The organism is Helicobacter pylori (assembly GCF_030323545.1).
GTDB classification, from domain to species: domain Bacteria; phylum Campylobacterota; class Campylobacteria; order Campylobacterales; family Helicobacteraceae; genus Helicobacter; species Helicobacter pylori_CO.
Genome location: NZ_CP122954.1, coordinates 607,444 through 622,705, shown reverse-complemented (window position 1 = coordinate 622,705; position 15,262 = coordinate 607,444). Strand labels below are relative to the sequence as shown.

Genomic DNA, 15,262 nt, shown 5'->3' with positions numbered 1-15,262 from the left:
GGAGTTCAAAATGGCAAATTTATTGAAAAACGGCAAAACTTTAAAACAAGCTAGAGATGAAATCCTAGCCAGGACAGAAAAAACAGGGCATTATAATGGTCTCAAAAAACTAGAGTTTAAGGAAAGAGATCCGATCGGTTATGAGAAGATGTTCTCTAAATTAAGAGGCGGTATCGTGCATGCCAGAGAAACAGCTAAAAGGATTGCTGCAAGCCCTATTGTTGAGCAAGAGGGGGAATTGTGCTTCACGCTTTATAACGCTGTGGGCGATAGCGTGCTGACTTCTACGGGTATCATTATCCATGTAGGCACTATGGGATCGGCCATCAAATACATGGTAGAGAATAATTGGGAAGATAACCCAGGCATCAATGACAAGGATATTTTCACCAATAACGACTGTGCGATTGGGAATGTGCACCCATGCGATATTATGACTCTTGTGCCTATTTTCCACGATGAAAAATTGATTGGGTGGGTAGGCGGTGTTACGCATGTGATTGATACCGGGTCGGTTACTCCAGGATCAATGAGCACTGGACAAGTTCAAAGATTTGGGGATGGATACATGATCACTTGCCGTAAGACAGGAGCGAACGATGAAAGCTTTAAAGATTGGTTGCATGAATCTCAAAGATCGGTTCGCACGCCTAAATATTGGATTCTAGATGAAAGGACTAGGATTGCAGGATGCCATATGATTAGGGATTTAGTGATGGAAGTCATTAAGGAAGATGGCATTGATTCTTACATGCGATTTATTGATGAGGTGATTGAAGAGGGGAGAAGAGGCCTTATCTCTAGGATCAAATCCATGACCATACCAGGCAAGTACAGGAAGGTAGCGTTTGTGGATGTGCCTTATGCGCATAAAGATATTGGCGTGTGCTCTGAATTTGCTAAGCTAGACACGATCATGCACTCTCCTGTGGAAATCACTATCAATAAAGACGCTACATGGAAATTGGATTTTGATGGCGCGTCTAGGTGGGGATGGCACTCTTTTAATTGCAACCAAGTGTCTTTCACTAGCGGTATTTGGGTGATGATGACTCAAACGCTGATACCCACTTCTCGCATCAACGATGGCGCTTATTTCGCCACTCAATTTAGGCTCAAAAAAGGGACTTGGATGAATCCAGATGACAGGCGCACCGGGCATGCTTATGCGTGGCATTTCTTGGTATCAGGCTGGAGCGCTTTGTGGAGAGGCTTGTCTCAAGCGTATTACAGCCGAGGGTATTTAGAAGAGGTCAATTCCGGGAACGCTAACACTTCCAATTGGCTGCAAGGCGGTGGTATCAACCAGGATGGAGAAATCCATGCGGTGAATAGCTTTGAGACGAGTTCTTGTGGGACTGGAGCTTGCGCGATAAAAGACGGCTTGAATCACGCAGCGGCTATTTGGAATCCAGAAGGCGATATGGGCGATGTTGAAATTTGGGAAATGGCAGAGCCTCTTCTTTATCTAGGCAGGAATGTCAAAGCCAATACCGGTGGGTATGGAAAATATCGAGGCGGTAACGGGTTTGAAACCTTAAGAATGGTGTGGGGAGCGCATGATTGGACCATGTTCTTTATGGGTAATGGCTATATGAACAGCGATTGGGGTATGATGGGGGGCTATCCAGCGGCTAGTGGCTATAGGTTTGAAGCGCACAACACCGACTTGAAAAACAGGATTAAAAATAACGCCAGCTTGCCTTTGGGGGGCGATTTTAACCCAATGGATAGAGATTATGAAAAGCACATTTCTCATGCATCTCAAGTCAAAAGGGATAAGCAATGCATCACCACCGAGAACTGCTTTGATAATTATGACTTGTATTTGAATTACATCAAAGGCGGTCCTGGATTTGGCGATCCGATTGAAAGGGATTTGAATGCGATTTTAGAAGATCTAAACAGCAAACAGCTATTGCCAGAATACGCTTACAAGGTTTATGGCGCGATTGTGAGCCAGAATAAAGACGGCGTGTGGGTCGGCGATGAAGCCAAAACGAAAGCCAGAAGAAAAGAAATTCTTGAAAACAGAAAGGCTAGATCCATCCCTGTAAAAGAATGGATGGAGCAAGAAAGAAACGCTATTCTTGAAAAAGAGGCTTCCAAACAAGTTAAGCACATGTATGCGACTAGCTTTGATCTCTCGCCTAAGTTTTTAAGCGATTTTAAAACATTCTGGAACTTGCCAAAGAGCTGGAGCGTGAAAGAAGATGAGCTTGGCGTATTCACCTATGGATCTAAATACAGGATGGATTTGAGCAAATTGCCTGATGTGCGCACAGTTCTGTTGGTTGATGAGAAATAAAGAAAGGAGAATGGTTATGTCAAAATACACACAAGAACAAATTAAAAATTTGGTAGAGGGGAACTTGGATTGGAACACTGTCTTAAAAATGCTTAGCATGCCTAAAGATCATGAAAGATTCCAAATGTATCTGAAGGTGTTACAAGATAAGGTAGATTTTGATGACAAAATCGTCTTACCCTTGGGGCCGCATTTGTTTGTGGTGCAAGATCCTCAAAAGAAGTGGGTTATTAAGTGTTCATGCGGTCATGCGTTTTGCGCTCCAGAGGAGAATTGGAAATTGCATGCAAACATCTATGTGCGCGATACGGCAGAAAAAATGGAAGAGGTGTATCCTAAACTCTTAGCCAGTGATACTCACTGGCAAGTGTATCGGGAGTATATTTGCCCGGATTGCGGCATCCTTTTAGATGTTGAAGCCCCAACTCCTTGGTATCCTGTGATCCATGATTTTGAGCCTGATATAGAGGTGTTTTATAAAGATTGGCTAGGCATACAGCCTCCAGAAAGACGCTAAAATCGCTTCAATCCTTTTTATGAAGAGGCTTTATGCCTCTTTGACGCATTAAAAAGCTTGGGTTAATTCAACTCAAGCAAATTTTCTTCAATCCTAACAAATTTGGCTACAAATTAAAAAATTTAAGCTTTTTTCTTTTTTTTTGATTCAATACTCGGTATAATTTTGATCCACCTAAAAGGAAAAGCTATGAAAGTAACACAAGGCATCGCTAACGACTTTTTTGCCCTAACAAACACGATATTTTCTGTCCTTGCGCACCAGCGAAACGATACTCAAGAAGAAGAAAATTGTGAAAAATTACTGCAAAATATTGCCAATACCTCTAAAAATAAGAAAATGTATTTTATGGGTTCTATCGCTTTACTTTCAATAAAATAAAGGGTTTTTTTTGACTAAGAAATTCATGTCTTGGGTGGTGGTTATTGGGGCTTTAATTTGCGTGCTTTTAGGGGTGTTTATCTTCGTTACTAGCATGTCGGTTAAGAAATCTTTAAGCGCTTATCTTAACGCTTATTTGGATCAACGCCCCCATATTAAGAGCATGGGGATTGTAGGCGCTCCTTTTGAATGCGAAGGGTTTTTTAAAATTGCATGCGTTTCTAAAGAGCTTAGTTTTTTAGATTCTCAAAACTCCCCTATTGTGGATTTTAAAAATTTGAGTATTAAGCTCAATTCTTTAGACAAGAGCTCTCTTATCCTTTCTATCAGCTCTCAAATCAAATCCCCTATTTTAGAACAAGATATTCAGCAAAAAATCAGCCAAATCCCCCTAAAAGATTTGAATATCTTATTAGAAAAAATGAAACCCACGCGCTTGAATTGCTCTTTAAAATTCAACGCTCTAGATGAAAAAACCTTAAACGATAATTTAAAATGCGATTTGACTAATGCGGAAAATATCCTTGCTTACACTTTTTTTCAAGAGGGTTTAATGGAGGTGCAAGAAAATCTATCCCTTAAAAATATTTTTAAAACCTTGAGTTCTAAAGACGCTAAAGCCATAGAAGAGTTGCAAGACAAACTGCGTTTTTTAGTGCCAAAGTTGAGTGTTTCTATCCAAGCACGCCATCTTAAAAATGTTTTAGAGTCCTTTTACCACCAAAATAAAGAGAGTTTGGGCTTTTTTTCCCCTTATTTTAGCTTGCGATCTCAAACCCCTAGCGTCTCTTATGAAAACGCATTAGCTTCTTTAGAAAAATATTTTATGACCTTGTTCCAATCCCGTTTTAAAGACAATACAGCACTCCAACAAAATTTTAAAGGATTGTTGCAAGCCTTTGTTTCTATGGCTAAAGACAAACGATCCCAAATCGCTCTTAACGCCCAAGCTAAAGACAACACCAAGCTAACTTTTAACGCCTTGTTAGAAAGCCTTAGCGTGAATTTCTTTCAATCTTACAAAATAAGCTATGAGTGATTTCAAAGTTCCCCCCAAAGCTAAAGGGTTTAAACGCCTTTTTAAAGCCCTTTTTTATTCTAAAGACGGGCTTAAATGCGCATGGGCTGAAGAGAGCGCGTTCAGGCAAATTGCCATCTTGGCTCTTTTTTGTATCGTTCTAGCGAGCTATCTGACTAAAGATTTTTTAGAATGGGGGCTATTGATCTTGCCTTGTTTTTTATCGGTGGTCATTGAATTGATCAATAGCTCTATTGAAAAGGCTGTGGATTTTACCAGCAAAGAGTTCCACCCTTTAGCCAAAAAGGCTAAAGATATGGCCAGTTCAGCCCAACTGATAGGGCTTATTTTTTGGGCTTTTATTTGGGGGCGTTATCTTTTAACGCTTTATTTGAAGTAATTAAATTTTAGGGAGACACATGCAAGATAATTTAATCAATGAAACAAAAAACATTGTAGAAGTGGGGATTGATTCTTCTATTGAAGAGAGCTATTTAGCTTATTCAATGAGCGTGATCATAGGGCGTGCTTTACCGGACGCTAGAGATGGCTTAAAGCCTGTGCATAGGCGTATTTTGTATGCGATGCATGAATTAGGTCTTACTTCCAAAGTCGCTTACAAAAAAAGCGCTAGGATCGTGGGTGATGTGATTGGTAAATACCACCCCCATGGCGATAACGCGGTTTATGATGCGTTAGTGAGAATGGCGCAAGATTTTTCCATGCGTTTGGAATTAGTGGATGGGCAGGGCAACTTTGGCTCTATTGATGGCGATAACGCCGCAGCGATGCGTTACACTGAAGCCAGAATGACTAAGGCGAGTGAAGAAATTTTAAGGGATATTGATAAGGACACCATTGATTTTGTGCCTAATTATGATGACACCTTAAAAGAGCCAGATATTTTACCAAGCCGTCTGCCTAACCTTTTAGTCAATGGGGCTAATGGGATCGCCGTAGGCATGGCGACTTCTATCCCCCCTCACAGGATCGATGAAATCATAGACGCTTTAATTCATGTCTTAGAAAACCCTAACGCTGAATTAGATGAAATTTTAGAATTTGTCAAAGGGCCTGATTTTCCCACCGGTGGGATCATTTATGGCAAGGCGGGCATTATTGAAGCCTATAAAACGGGACGAGGGCGCGTGAAAGTGCGGGCCAAAGTGCATGTGGAAAAAACGAAAAATAAAGAAATCATCGTTTTAGATGAAATGCCTTTTCAAACCAATAAAGCCAAATTAGTGGAACAAATCAGCGATTTAGCGCGAGAAAAACAAATTGAAGGCATTAGCGAAGTGCGCGATGAGAGCGATAGAGAGGGCATTAGAGTGGTGATTGAATTAAAAAGAGACGCGATGAGTGAAATTGTCTTAAACCACCTCTACAAACTCACCACTATGGAAACCACTTTTAGCATCATTCTACTCGCTATTTACAATAAAGAGCCTAAGATTTTCACGCTTTTAGAGTTGTTGCGCCTTTTCTTAAACCACAGAAAAACCATTATTATAAGACGCACTATTTTTGAATTGGAAAAGGCTAAGGCTAGAGCGCATATTTTAGAGGGCTATTTGATCGCATTGGACAACATTGATGAAATCGTGCGACTCATTAAAACAAGCCAAAGCCCAGAAGCGGCTAAAAACGCCTTAATGGAGCGTTTCACTTTGAGCGAAATCCAGAGCAAAGCCATTTTAGAAATGCGTTTGCAACGCTTAACAGGCCTTGAAAGGGATAAGATCAAAGAAGAATACCAAAACTTATTAGAGCTTATTGATGATCTCAATGGCATTTTAAAGAGCGAAGATCGCTTGAATGGAGTCGTCAAAACAGAGCTTTTAGAAGTCAAAGAGCAATTTTCTTCTCCAAGGCGTACTGAAATTCAAGAATCTTACGAAAGTATTGACATAGAAGATTTGATCGCTAATGAGCCTATGGTGGTGAGCATGAGCTATAAAGGCTATGTGAAAAGAGTGGATTTAAAAGCTTATGAAAAGCAAAATCGTGGCGGTAAGGGCAAGCTTTCAGGCAGCACTTATGAAGACGATTTCATTGAAAACTTTTTTGTGGCTAACACGCATGATATTTTGCTCTTTATCACCAATAAGGGGCAATTGTATCATTTAAAAGTCTATAAAATCCCAGAAGCGAGCCGGATCGCTATGGGTAAAGCTATTGTGAATTTAATCTCGCTCGCTCCGGATGAAAAAATCATGGCGACTCTAAGCACTAAAGACTTTAGCGATGAACGCTCTTTAGCCTTCTTCACCAAAAATGGCGTGGTGAAGCGCACCAATTTGAGTGAATTTGGCAGCAATAGGAGTTATAGCGGTATCAGAGCGATTGTTTTAGATGAAGGCGATGAATTAGTGGGCGCAAAAGTTGTGGATAAAAACGCTAAGCATTTGCTCATCGCATCGCATTTGGGTATTTTCATTAAATTCCCTTTAGAAGATGTGCGCGAGATGGGAAGGAATGCTCGTGGGGTTATAGGGATTAGGCTGAATGAAAACGATTTTGTTGTCGGTGCGGTCGTTATTAATGATGATGGCAACAAGCTTTTGAGCGTGAGTGAAAACGGGCTTGGCAAGCAAACTTTAGCCGAAGCGTATAGAGAGCAATCTCGTGGAGGTAAGGGGGTCATTGGCATGAAACTCACTCAAAAAACCGGCAATTTAGTGGGCGTTATCAGCGTGGATGATGAAAATTTGGATTTGATGATCCTTACTGCAAGCGCGAAAATGATCAGAGTTTCCATTAAAGACATTAGAGAAACCGGAAGAAACGCTAGTGGGGTAAAACTCATAGACACCGCCGATAAAGTCGTGTATGCCAATTCTTGCCCCAAAGAAGAAGAGCCAGAAAATTTAGAAAATTCTCCTACACCATTATTTGAGTGATGCGTTTCTTTTCATTCTTGTATTTTTTATTGTATTTTTTTGGGGTTTCTTTGCATGCTCTAAACCCCCTAGAAGATCAAGAATTTTTAATTTCATATCGCTTGAAAATCGTTGATTCTAGAGTGATGGGCGAAGAGTATTCTGTTTCTAAACCTATCGTTAGCCGCATCAAAACAGCCCCCTATGTTTTAGACTATCGTTGCTCCATTACCACTCGCAACCCACCTAATTTGAAAGATCCCTCGCTCCCAATAAAATTAGAACGCTTCCTTCTAGAAATAGCATTGAAAAAAGAAAAAGATCGAGTCATAGACTGCATTTTAAAAAGCCAAGTCGCTATCACGCATTATGATCACAGCTATAAAAACGGCACCACTACCACAAGCATTCTTAACCTCAAAGCCTTAAGCGTTAGAGCGAGTTTGGTGGGAGATGCGCTGTTTTTAGATATTTTTAGAAAGGAAGAAGAATGAAAATCGCCATTGTAGAAGACGATATTAACATGCGTAAAAGCCTGGAGCTTTTTTTTGAGCTTCAAGACGATTTGGAGATTGTGAGTTTTAAAAACCCTAAAGACGCTTTAGCGAAACTTGATGAAAGCTTTGATTTAGTCATCACGGATATTAACATGCCCCATATGGACGGCTTAGAATTTTTACGCCTTTTAGAAGGCAAGTATGAATCCATTGTGATTACCGGTAATGCGACCTTGAATAAAGCCATTGATTCCATTCGTTTAGGCGTGAAAGACTTTTTCCAAAAGCCTTTTAAACCAGAATTGCTTTTAGAGTCCATCTATCGCACCAAAAAAGTTTTAGAATTTCAAAAAAAACACCCTTTAGAAAAACCTTTAAAAAAACCACACAAACACAGCTTTTTAGCCGCTTCAAAAGCTTTAGAAGAGAGCAAACGGCAGGCCTTAAAAGTCGCAAGCACGGACGCTAATGTCATGCTATTAGGCGAAAGCGGGGTGGGTAAGGAGGTTTTTGCTCATTTCATCCACGAGCATTCGCAACGCTCCAAACACCCTTTTATAGCGATCAACATGTCCGCTATCCCAGAGCATTTATTAGAAAGCGAGCTTTTTGGGTATCAAAAAGGGGCGTTCACGGACGCCACAGCACCTAAAATGGGGCTTTTTGAAAGCGCTAATAAAGGCACGATCTTTTTAGATGAAATCGCTGAAATGCCCTTTCAATTGCAAAGCAAACTTTTAAGAGTGGTTCAAGAAAAAGAAATCACGCGCCTTGGGGATAATAAGAGCGTTAAAATTGATGTTCGTTTCATTTCCGCTACCAACGCCAACATGAAAGAAAAAATCGCTGCGAAAGAATTCAGAGAAGATTTGTTCTTCCGCTTGCAAATTGTGCCTATAACTATCGCACCCTTGAGGGAGAGGGTTGAAGAGATCTTACCCATTGCTGAAATCAAGCTTAAAGAAGTGTGCGATGCGTATCATTTAGGGCCAAAATCTTTTTCAAAGAGTGCTACGAAACGCCTTTTAGAATACTCTTGGCATGGGAATGTGCGAGAGCTTTTAGGCGTTGTGGAAAGAGCGGCGATTTTAAGCGAAGGAGCAGAAATCCAAGAAAAAGATTTGTTTTTGGAAAGGTAGTTTGTAAGGCTTCTTTATCATTCATCTGCAACTAGGTAAGTTTAATAAGTTTTAGTGATCACGCTATAATTTCATGGAGTTATTAAAAAAAGCATTTATTAAAAACGCTTAATTTGGGATTTTTGCTTAAAGGGATTTAAAGATTGGGGTTCAATTAATGGGGAGTTTTTATGTTAGCGAATGATCTTGTTGTTAAGAAATTAAAAAACAAGGAGTTGCATGGTTTGTTGTGTAACAAATTGAGTAAAAGAGTGGATAGATTTGGCTATAGAGCGATTGGTGTTGGAGTGGATAAAGAGACTAACGGAGTTGTTGTTCAGTTGAATAAGGAAACGATGGTTAGATTGAATAGCAAAACCGCTTTACATTCTGCAATGGTAGCTCTTATAAAATCATTGATGTTCTTAACGATAGGGATGGTGATTTTATCAATTGCAGATTGTTTATCGTTAAGGAATTAGGGGTTAATGAGTGTTTAGGATTTTCTGCAAATATCAGGCGTTTTTTGGACAGAGGGCCTTACAACATTGAGTGGTTGATGAGGAAATATTTGGAGGTTGGGTTTAGGAGTTACAAGGTAGACCGGATACGAGAAACAAAATTCGTGATCAAATTCCGCTATAAAAAGTGGGGGTCTATGATTGATAGAGAAGTTAAAATGCAATTCCCCAAATATCTTAAAGACTCAAAAGAGAGAAGCCGTTAAAATAACAAGCAAGGTGTTTTATGAGTTGTTGATGGGGCCTCTGTTTGGCAACCTTCTCGGTAAAGATCCCATTCAAGCGATTATCATGCGGATGGAAAACAACAATAAATAAAATCTTGTTGGGTCTTAATCTTCTTATTTTTTAAATTAAAAATCATTTTTTAACCCCTAAGACCGCACTACAAAAATTATCGTGCCATTAAAATCAAGCTTTTTACTATTGATTATAAAAAACGTTTTTTAGCATTTTTTATAATTTATGATTAACACTTAATGATAATAGCAGTTTCTGTAATGGTTAGAGAGTGTCGGCTTGGTTTCTATTTTCCTTAATGCTTTCTCATCTTTCAAACTTTCATGCGAGGATTTTAAAGGCATGGCTTCTTTGCTAACTCTTGCATGATCAAGCGGCTATTATTGCTACTAACCTTCCCCATGCAAGCTATTTCAATTCCAAAGCTAAAAATTTTCCCGTATAGCTTTGGGTTTTTTCGCAATTTTGTGCCACCTCTAAAGGCGTGCCGCTCGCAATGACTTTCCCGCCCTTATCCCCCCCATCAGGCCCCATGTCTATAATGTAGTCAGCGTTTTTGATAATGTCTAAATTATGCTCAATCACCAGCATGGAATTGCCTAACGCTACTAAAGAATGCAAGACTTGTAAAAGGTGATTCACATCTTCAAAATGCAAACCGGTGGTAGGCTCATCTAAAATATAAAGGGTTTTGCCTGTGTCTTTTTTACTCAATTCTTTAGCCAATTTGATCCTTTGAGCCTCCCCCCCACTTAAAGTCGTAGCGTTTTGCCCTAAAGTGATATAGCCTAAGCCCACATCTATAAGCGTTTTTAACTTCACAGCGATTTTAGGGAATTTAGCAAAAAATTCATAAGCTTCTTCCACGCTCATGTTCAACACATCAGCAATAGATTTGCCTTTCACCTTGATTTCTAAAGTTTGGGGGTTGTATTTAGCGCCCTTACAGCTATCGCATTGGACTAACACATCAGGCAAAAAGTGCATTTCTATTTTAATATCCCCATCGCCTTGGCATTTCTCGCACCGCCCCCCTTTAACATTAAAGCTAAAACGGCTCGCGCTATAGCCTAAAATTTTAGCTTCTTTTTGCTCGGCAAATAAAATCCTGATTTCATCCATCACCCCTGTGTAAGTGGCAGGGTTGCTTCGTGGGGTTTTGCCTATGGGGGCTTGGTCTAAATAAATCACTTTATCTAAATGCTCCAACCCTACAATCTCCACCCCATTCAAGCTCTGAGCTTTTTTAGCATGGTTTAAAAGGGTTTGAGCGGTGGGTAAAAGGGTTTGTAAAATCAGCGAGCTTTTACCGCTCCCGCTCACCCCAGTAATGCACACCAATTGTTTTAAGGGGATTTGAACGCTCAAATTCTTAATGTTATTGATATTGACGTTTTTAATTTCTAAAAAATGCTTTTCTTTAGGGAGTTCAAATTTAGGGCGCTCAATCTTTTTAGTGCCGTTGAGATACAAAGCGGTAGAATGGTTATTTTGCAATAAATCTTTCACGCTCCCGCTAAAAACCACTTCACCCCCATGCCTTCCAGCCTTTGGCCCAATATCCACAACAAAATCCGCATGCTTAATCGTCTCTTTATCATGCTCTACGACAATGAGCGTGTTCCCCTTTCTTTGCAAATTCCTAAGGGTGTTGATGAGTTTGAGCGTGTCCTTTTCATGCAAGCCAATGCTAGGCTCATCTAAAACATACAAAACCCCTGTCAAGCCACTCCCGATTTGACTAGCGATTCGTATCCTTTGGCTCTCCCCTCCGCTAATCGTTCGCGCATCCCTCCCTAAAGTCAAATACCCTAGCCCCACATCGTATAAAAAAAACACCCTTTCTAAAATCTCTTTTAAAATGGGTTCAGCGATCTTTTTTTCTTGCTCGTTAAGATAGCTAAAATGCGTGGGATCATTAAAAAAGTGATAGACTTCTTCAATGGGCTTAGTTAAAAAATCCGCCATTTTCAAGCCAGCGACTTGGACGCTCAAACTGGAAGCTTTCAAACGATGCCCCTCGCATGAAGAACAGGTTTTTTCGCTCATGTAATCGCTCAAATCTTTTTGCTCTTTAAACATGTCATAAGCGATTTGGATAATGCCTTTCCAAGGGCGTTTTAAAGGGCTGTTTTTAAAATGAAAGCTGATTTCAGTGCCATTCCCATACAAAAGAGCGTCCTGTTGCTCTTTATTCAATTCATTAAAACAAAGTGCGGTGTCAATGCCATTATATTCGCAAAAGCCTTCAAACATTTGAGCGTAATAACTGCGGTTATACCCAAAAATCACTTTAATCGCTCCTTGATTTAAAGGCGTGTTAGGATCTAAAATCTTACTAATATCTAGGCTAAATTTTGTCCCTAAACCCAAGCAACTTTCGCACGCCCCTTTAGGCGAATTGAAGGAAAAACTCAAAGGCTCTAATTCTTCAAAACTCATCTTACACTTAAAACATGCCTTATGCTCGCTGTAATGCTTTCTTATGCTTGGCGCGTTGTCTTGCAAGATTTCCACTTCTAATTCCCCATAGCTTTCTTTAAGGGCTTTTTCTATTGCGCTAGCGATCCGTGAAGCATTTTCGCTATTGATAACTACCCTATCCACCACCGCTTCAATGGTGTGTTTTTTGGTTTTGTGCAAATGGATTTCTTCATCTAAACGCACCATCACCCCATCAACAAAAGCCCTCACATACCCCTTCAAACGCAAGCTTTCTAATTTATCGTTAAACGAACCTTTTTTATCTTTAATAATGGGGGCTAGAATAATGATTTTAGAATTTTCTTCTAAATGACAGATTTGAGAAATAATATCGCTCGCGCTCATAGAACTAATAGGCTCTAAACATGTGGGGCAAAATTGCTCCCCAACCCTTGCAAACAACAACCTTAAATAATCATAAATCTCAGTGATCGTCCCCACAGTGGATCTAGGATTTTTAGAAGTGGTTTTTTGATCAATAGCAATCGCAGGGGTTAGACCCTCAATTTTATCCACATTAGGCTTACCCACTTTGTCTAAAAATTGCCTCGCATAGCTGGACAAACTCTCTAAATAGCGCCTTTGGCCTTCAGCGTATAAAGTGTCAAACGCCAGAGTGGATTTACCCGAACCGCTTAATCCGGTAAAAACAACAAATTGGTTTTTAGGGATTTCTAAAAAAATATTTTTGAGATTATTTTCCCTAGCCCCTTGAATAATGATCTTATCCATAATGGTTTTATGTTGCAAGAGTTTCCTTAAAATAAGAAAGTGGATTAAAAGGAGCTATTATACTTCAAAAAAGAATGGTTTTATTATCATTTCTTATTCATAAGAGTTAAAAATATTTGCTTGATTAAGGATAAACATGCTATTATTTTATGAGACAATTTTAAAGATAGGAATGTAAAGGAATGGAATTTATGAAAAAGTTTGTAGCTTTAGGGCTTCTATCCGCAGTTTTAAGCTCTTCGTTGTTAGCCGAAGGTGATGGTGTTTACATAGGGACTAATTATCAGCTTGGACAAGCCCGTTTGAATAGTAATATTTATAACACAGGGGATTGCACAGGGAGTGTTGTAGGTTGCCCCCCAGGTCTTACCGCTAATAAGCATAATCCAGGAGGCACCAATATCAATTGGCACTCTAAATACGCTAATGGGGCTTTGAATGGTTTTGGGTTGAATGTGGGTTATAAGAAATTTTTCCAGTTCAAGTCGTTAGATATGACAAGCAAGTGGTTTGGTTTTAGGGTGTATGGGCTTTTTGATTATGGGCATGCCGATTTAGGTAAGCAAGTTTATGCACCTAATAAAATCCAGTTGGATATGGTTTCTTGGGGTGTGGGGAGCGATTTGTTAGCTGATATTATTGATAAAGACAACGCTTCTTTTGGTATTTTTGGTGGGGTCGCTATCGGCGGTAACACTTGGAAAAGCTCAGCGGCAAACTATTGGAAAGAGCAAATCATTCAAGCTAAAGGTCCTGACGTTTGCACCCCTACTTATTGTAACCCTAACGCTCCTTATAGCACCCAAACTTCAACCGTCGCTTTTCAGGTATGGTTGAATTTTGGGGTGAGAGCCAATATTTACAAGCATAATGGCGTAGAGTTTGGCGTGAGAGTGCCGCTACTCATCAACAAGTTTTTGAGTGCAGGTCCTAACGCTACTAATCTTTATTACCATTTGAAACGGGATTATTCGCTTTATTTAGGGTATAACTACACTTTTTAAACCCTTTAAAAGGGTATCTTTAAGCCCTTTTTAGTCTTTATTAAAAAGGATTATTAGTTTGAGTTTTCGCATCTTAAAAAGCTAAAATTGGTTATAAAGAAACTTTTGAGCGTAACCAACAAAACCAATACCATTGGGTGGGCATCTGGAAAATTCATCTAGGGGTTTTAAGGGGATTGTTTGCAAGAAATAGAGAGTTTGCACCAAAGCGTTTTGTTGCAAGAAGTTTTGCAAGCGTTCATGCCTTTAGAAGAAGGGGTTTTGATTGATTGCACTTTAGGGTTAGGAGGGCATTCTAAAGCCCTTCTATCCCAAAAACCGCACCTGAAACTCATTGGCATTGATAAGGATAAGTTCGCTCAAGAAATCGCTAAAGAACGATTGAAAGCCTTTGAAGGGCGTTATAATCTCTTAAGTGGAGGGTTTGCCAAACGCTTTAAAGAAGCCCTAGAAATTCATGGCGATCGAATCAAGGGGGTTTTAGTGGATTTAGGGGTGAGCTCCTTACAGCTTGATGATGATAACAGAGGGTTTAATTTCCACTCGCACACTCTGGACATGCGCATGGATTTAGAGAGCGATTTAAACGCTCAAAAAGTCATCAACTCTTATCCTGTAATAGCGTTAGAAAAAATCTTTAGAGACTATGGAGAAATCAAAGAATACAAAAAAATCGCCCATAAAATTGCAGAAAGGCGCGCTAAAAAACCCTTCAAAGACGCTAAGGATTTGAGCGATTTTTTAAGCTCTTTTTCTAAAAATAAAAAAATCCATCCAGCGACTTTGGTGTTTCAAGCCGTTCGCATAGAAGTCAATAGCGAATTAGAAGAGTTAAAAGAGTTTTTACAATGCGCTAGAAACCTTAAGGAAGCGATTTTGTGCGTGATTTCTTTTCATTCTTTAGAAGATAAGTTAGTGAAAAACGCTTTTAAAGATTACGCTAAAAATTGCATTTGCGATCCTTTAAGTTTCAAATGCGCTTGCTCTAATAATCACGCTTTAGGCGAAATTTTAACCAAAAAGCCCATCACTCCAAGCCCAGAAGAAATTAAAAACAACAGGCGTTCACGAAGCGCTAAAATGAGAGTGTTTCAATTCAAGCCATGAGTAAGTTATATGAGTAAGCCATGAATATCAAAACCCATTCTTCAAACGAAAAAGAACGCTTTGTACGCATAGAAGAGAGTGAAAAGAAAGAATTATTCGCTGGAACTGCAAATGAAAATTCGCACGGCCTTTCTTTAATGGCTTTAATAGGGGTATTGGTTTTTGGGGGTGCGTTTTTAGCCTTATTAGCGCCTAAAATCTATTTAAGCAATAATATCTATTATATTAGCCGTAAAATCAACACCCTAGAAGATCAAAAACGCCTGCTTTTAGAAGAACAACAAATCCTAAAAAACGAATTAGAAAAAGAGCGTTTTAAATACTATATAGAGAATAGTGAAAATATTGGTGACATTGCGTTTTAAGTGAAAAACCCCCTATCCTTAAGAGAGCTTAATTAATGGTCAATCATTTTAAATTATTTTAACATAAAGACTTATTTTAAAATTTTGT

The 15,262-nt window shown here is 39.4% G+C and carries 12 protein-coding genes and 1 pseudogene; 12 read left to right on the top strand and 1 reads right to left on the bottom strand.

The features are described from left to right. Nucleotides 1-10 precede the first annotated feature (10 nt). The 9 genes and pseudogenes from QAP06_RS03020 (at nucleotide 11) to QAP06_RS07780 (ending at nucleotide 9,560) form a co-directional block, all read left to right on the top strand. Entirely contained in the window at nucleotides 11-2,308 is a 2,298-nt protein-coding gene (locus QAP06_RS03020) for a hydantoinase B/oxoprolinase family protein (RefSeq protein ID WP_286466565.1), read from the top strand. Between the two features lie 16 nt (nucleotides 2,309-2,324). Beyond that, nucleotides 2,325-2,825: an acetone carboxylase subunit gamma gene (locus tag QAP06_RS03015; protein ID WP_001873222.1), complete on the top strand. Its 501-nt coding sequence runs from the start codon at nucleotides 2,325-2,327 to the stop codon at nucleotides 2,823-2,825. Between the two features lie 189 nt (nucleotides 2,826-3,014). Continuing rightward, entirely contained in the window at nucleotides 3,015-3,206 is a 192-nt protein-coding gene (locus QAP06_RS03010; protein WP_286466553.1) for a DUF262 domain-containing protein, read from the top strand. 10 nt (nucleotides 3,207-3,216) lie between these two features. Continuing rightward, complete coding sequence (locus QAP06_RS03005; RefSeq protein WP_286466548.1) at nucleotides 3,217-4,245, top strand: hypothetical protein; 1,029 nt, start codon at nucleotides 3,217-3,219, stop codon at nucleotides 4,243-4,245. Beyond that, nucleotides 4,238-4,624 carry a diacylglycerol kinase gene (locus QAP06_RS03000; RefSeq protein ID WP_001279184.1) on the top strand — a complete coding sequence of 129 codons (387 nt, stop codon included), beginning with the start codon at nucleotides 4,238-4,240 and terminating at the stop codon, nucleotides 4,622-4,624. Before QAP06_RS03005 ends, QAP06_RS03000 begins: the two co-directional genes overlap by 8 nt. 19 nt (nucleotides 4,625-4,643) lie before the next feature. After that, nucleotides 4,644-7,127, top strand: a complete 2,484-nt coding sequence (gene gyrA / locus QAP06_RS02995; protein WP_286466542.1) for a DNA topoisomerase (ATP-hydrolyzing) subunit A — start codon at nucleotides 4,644-4,646, stop codon at nucleotides 7,125-7,127. Then, complete coding sequence (locus tag QAP06_RS02990; protein ID WP_286466536.1) at nucleotides 7,127-7,600, top strand: hypothetical protein; 474 nt, start codon at nucleotides 7,127-7,129, stop codon at nucleotides 7,598-7,600. The genes gyrA and QAP06_RS02990 overlap by 1 nt, the downstream gene beginning before the upstream one ends. Continuing rightward, nucleotides 7,597-8,742 carry a transcriptional activator FlgR gene (flgR, locus tag QAP06_RS02985; RefSeq protein WP_286466534.1) on the top strand — a complete coding sequence of 382 codons (1,146 nt, stop codon included), beginning with the start codon at nucleotides 7,597-7,599 and terminating at the stop codon, nucleotides 8,740-8,742. Before QAP06_RS02990 ends, flgR begins: the two co-directional genes overlap by 4 nt. A gap of 170 nt (nucleotides 8,743-8,912) precedes the next feature. Beyond that, nucleotides 8,913-9,560: pseudogene (locus QAP06_RS07780) on the top strand (hypothetical protein). Between the two features lie 330 nt (nucleotides 9,561-9,890). Here the strand turns inward: QAP06_RS07780 and uvrA are convergent. Further along, on the bottom strand, nucleotides 9,891-12,716 hold the full coding sequence (uvrA, locus tag QAP06_RS02970; RefSeq protein ID WP_286466520.1) for an excinuclease ABC subunit UvrA: 2,826 nt from the start codon (nucleotides 12,714-12,716) through the stop codon (nucleotides 9,891-9,893). Nucleotides 12,717-12,880: 164 nt separating this feature from the next. On the opposite strand from uvrA, the gene hopE reads away from it, so the two are divergent. The 3 genes from hopE (at nucleotide 12,881) to QAP06_RS02955 (ending at nucleotide 15,174) form a co-directional block, all read left to right on the top strand. Next, a complete protein-coding gene (gene hopE, locus QAP06_RS02965) occupies nucleotides 12,881-13,702 on the top strand; it encodes a Hop family outer membrane protein HopE (RefSeq protein WP_000395385.1) in 822 nt (273 codons plus the stop codon). Nucleotides 13,703-13,882: 180 nt separating this feature from the next. Further along, nucleotides 13,883-14,809 (top strand): 16S rRNA (cytosine(1402)-N(4))-methyltransferase RsmH, encoded by a 927-nt coding sequence (gene rsmH, locus QAP06_RS02960; RefSeq protein WP_286466511.1) that lies wholly within the window; start codon nucleotides 13,883-13,885, stop codon nucleotides 14,807-14,809. A gap of 20 nt (nucleotides 14,810-14,829) precedes the next feature. Then, nucleotides 14,830-15,174 (top strand): hypothetical protein, encoded by a 345-nt coding sequence (locus QAP06_RS02955; RefSeq protein WP_100978938.1) that lies wholly within the window; start codon nucleotides 14,830-14,832, stop codon nucleotides 15,172-15,174. The last annotated feature ends 88 nt before the right edge of the window (nucleotides 15,175-15,262 follow it).

What these genes read in the sequence shown, in the direction of transcription:
- hopE (WP_000395385.1), top strand. Translation starts at nt 12,881, where the DNA reads ATGGAATTTATGAAAAAGTTTGTAGCTTTAGGGCTTCTATCCGCAGTT.
- QAP06_RS02990 (WP_286466536.1), top strand. Translation starts at nt 7,127, where the DNA reads ATGCGTTTCTTTTCATTCTTGTATTTTTTATTGTATTTTTTTGGGGTT.
- gyrA (WP_286466542.1), top strand. Translation starts at nt 4,644, where the DNA reads ATGCAAGATAATTTAATCAATGAAACAAAAAACATTGTAGAAGTGGGG.
- QAP06_RS02955 (WP_100978938.1), top strand. Translation starts at nt 14,830, where the DNA reads ATGAATATCAAAACCCATTCTTCAAACGAAAAAGAACGCTTTGTACGC.
- QAP06_RS03015 (WP_001873222.1), top strand. Translation starts at nt 2,325, where the DNA reads ATGTCAAAATACACACAAGAACAAATTAAAAATTTGGTAGAGGGGAAC.
- QAP06_RS03000 (WP_001279184.1), top strand. Translation starts at nt 4,238, where the DNA reads ATGAGTGATTTCAAAGTTCCCCCCAAAGCTAAAGGGTTTAAACGCCTT.
- QAP06_RS03010 (WP_286466553.1), top strand. Translation starts at nt 3,015, where the DNA reads ATGAAAGTAACACAAGGCATCGCTAACGACTTTTTTGCCCTAACAAAC.
- QAP06_RS03020 (WP_286466565.1), top strand. Translation starts at nt 11, where the DNA reads ATGGCAAATTTATTGAAAAACGGCAAAACTTTAAAACAAGCTAGAGAT.
- flgR (WP_286466534.1), top strand. Translation starts at nt 7,597, where the DNA reads ATGAAAATCGCCATTGTAGAAGACGATATTAACATGCGTAAAAGCCTG.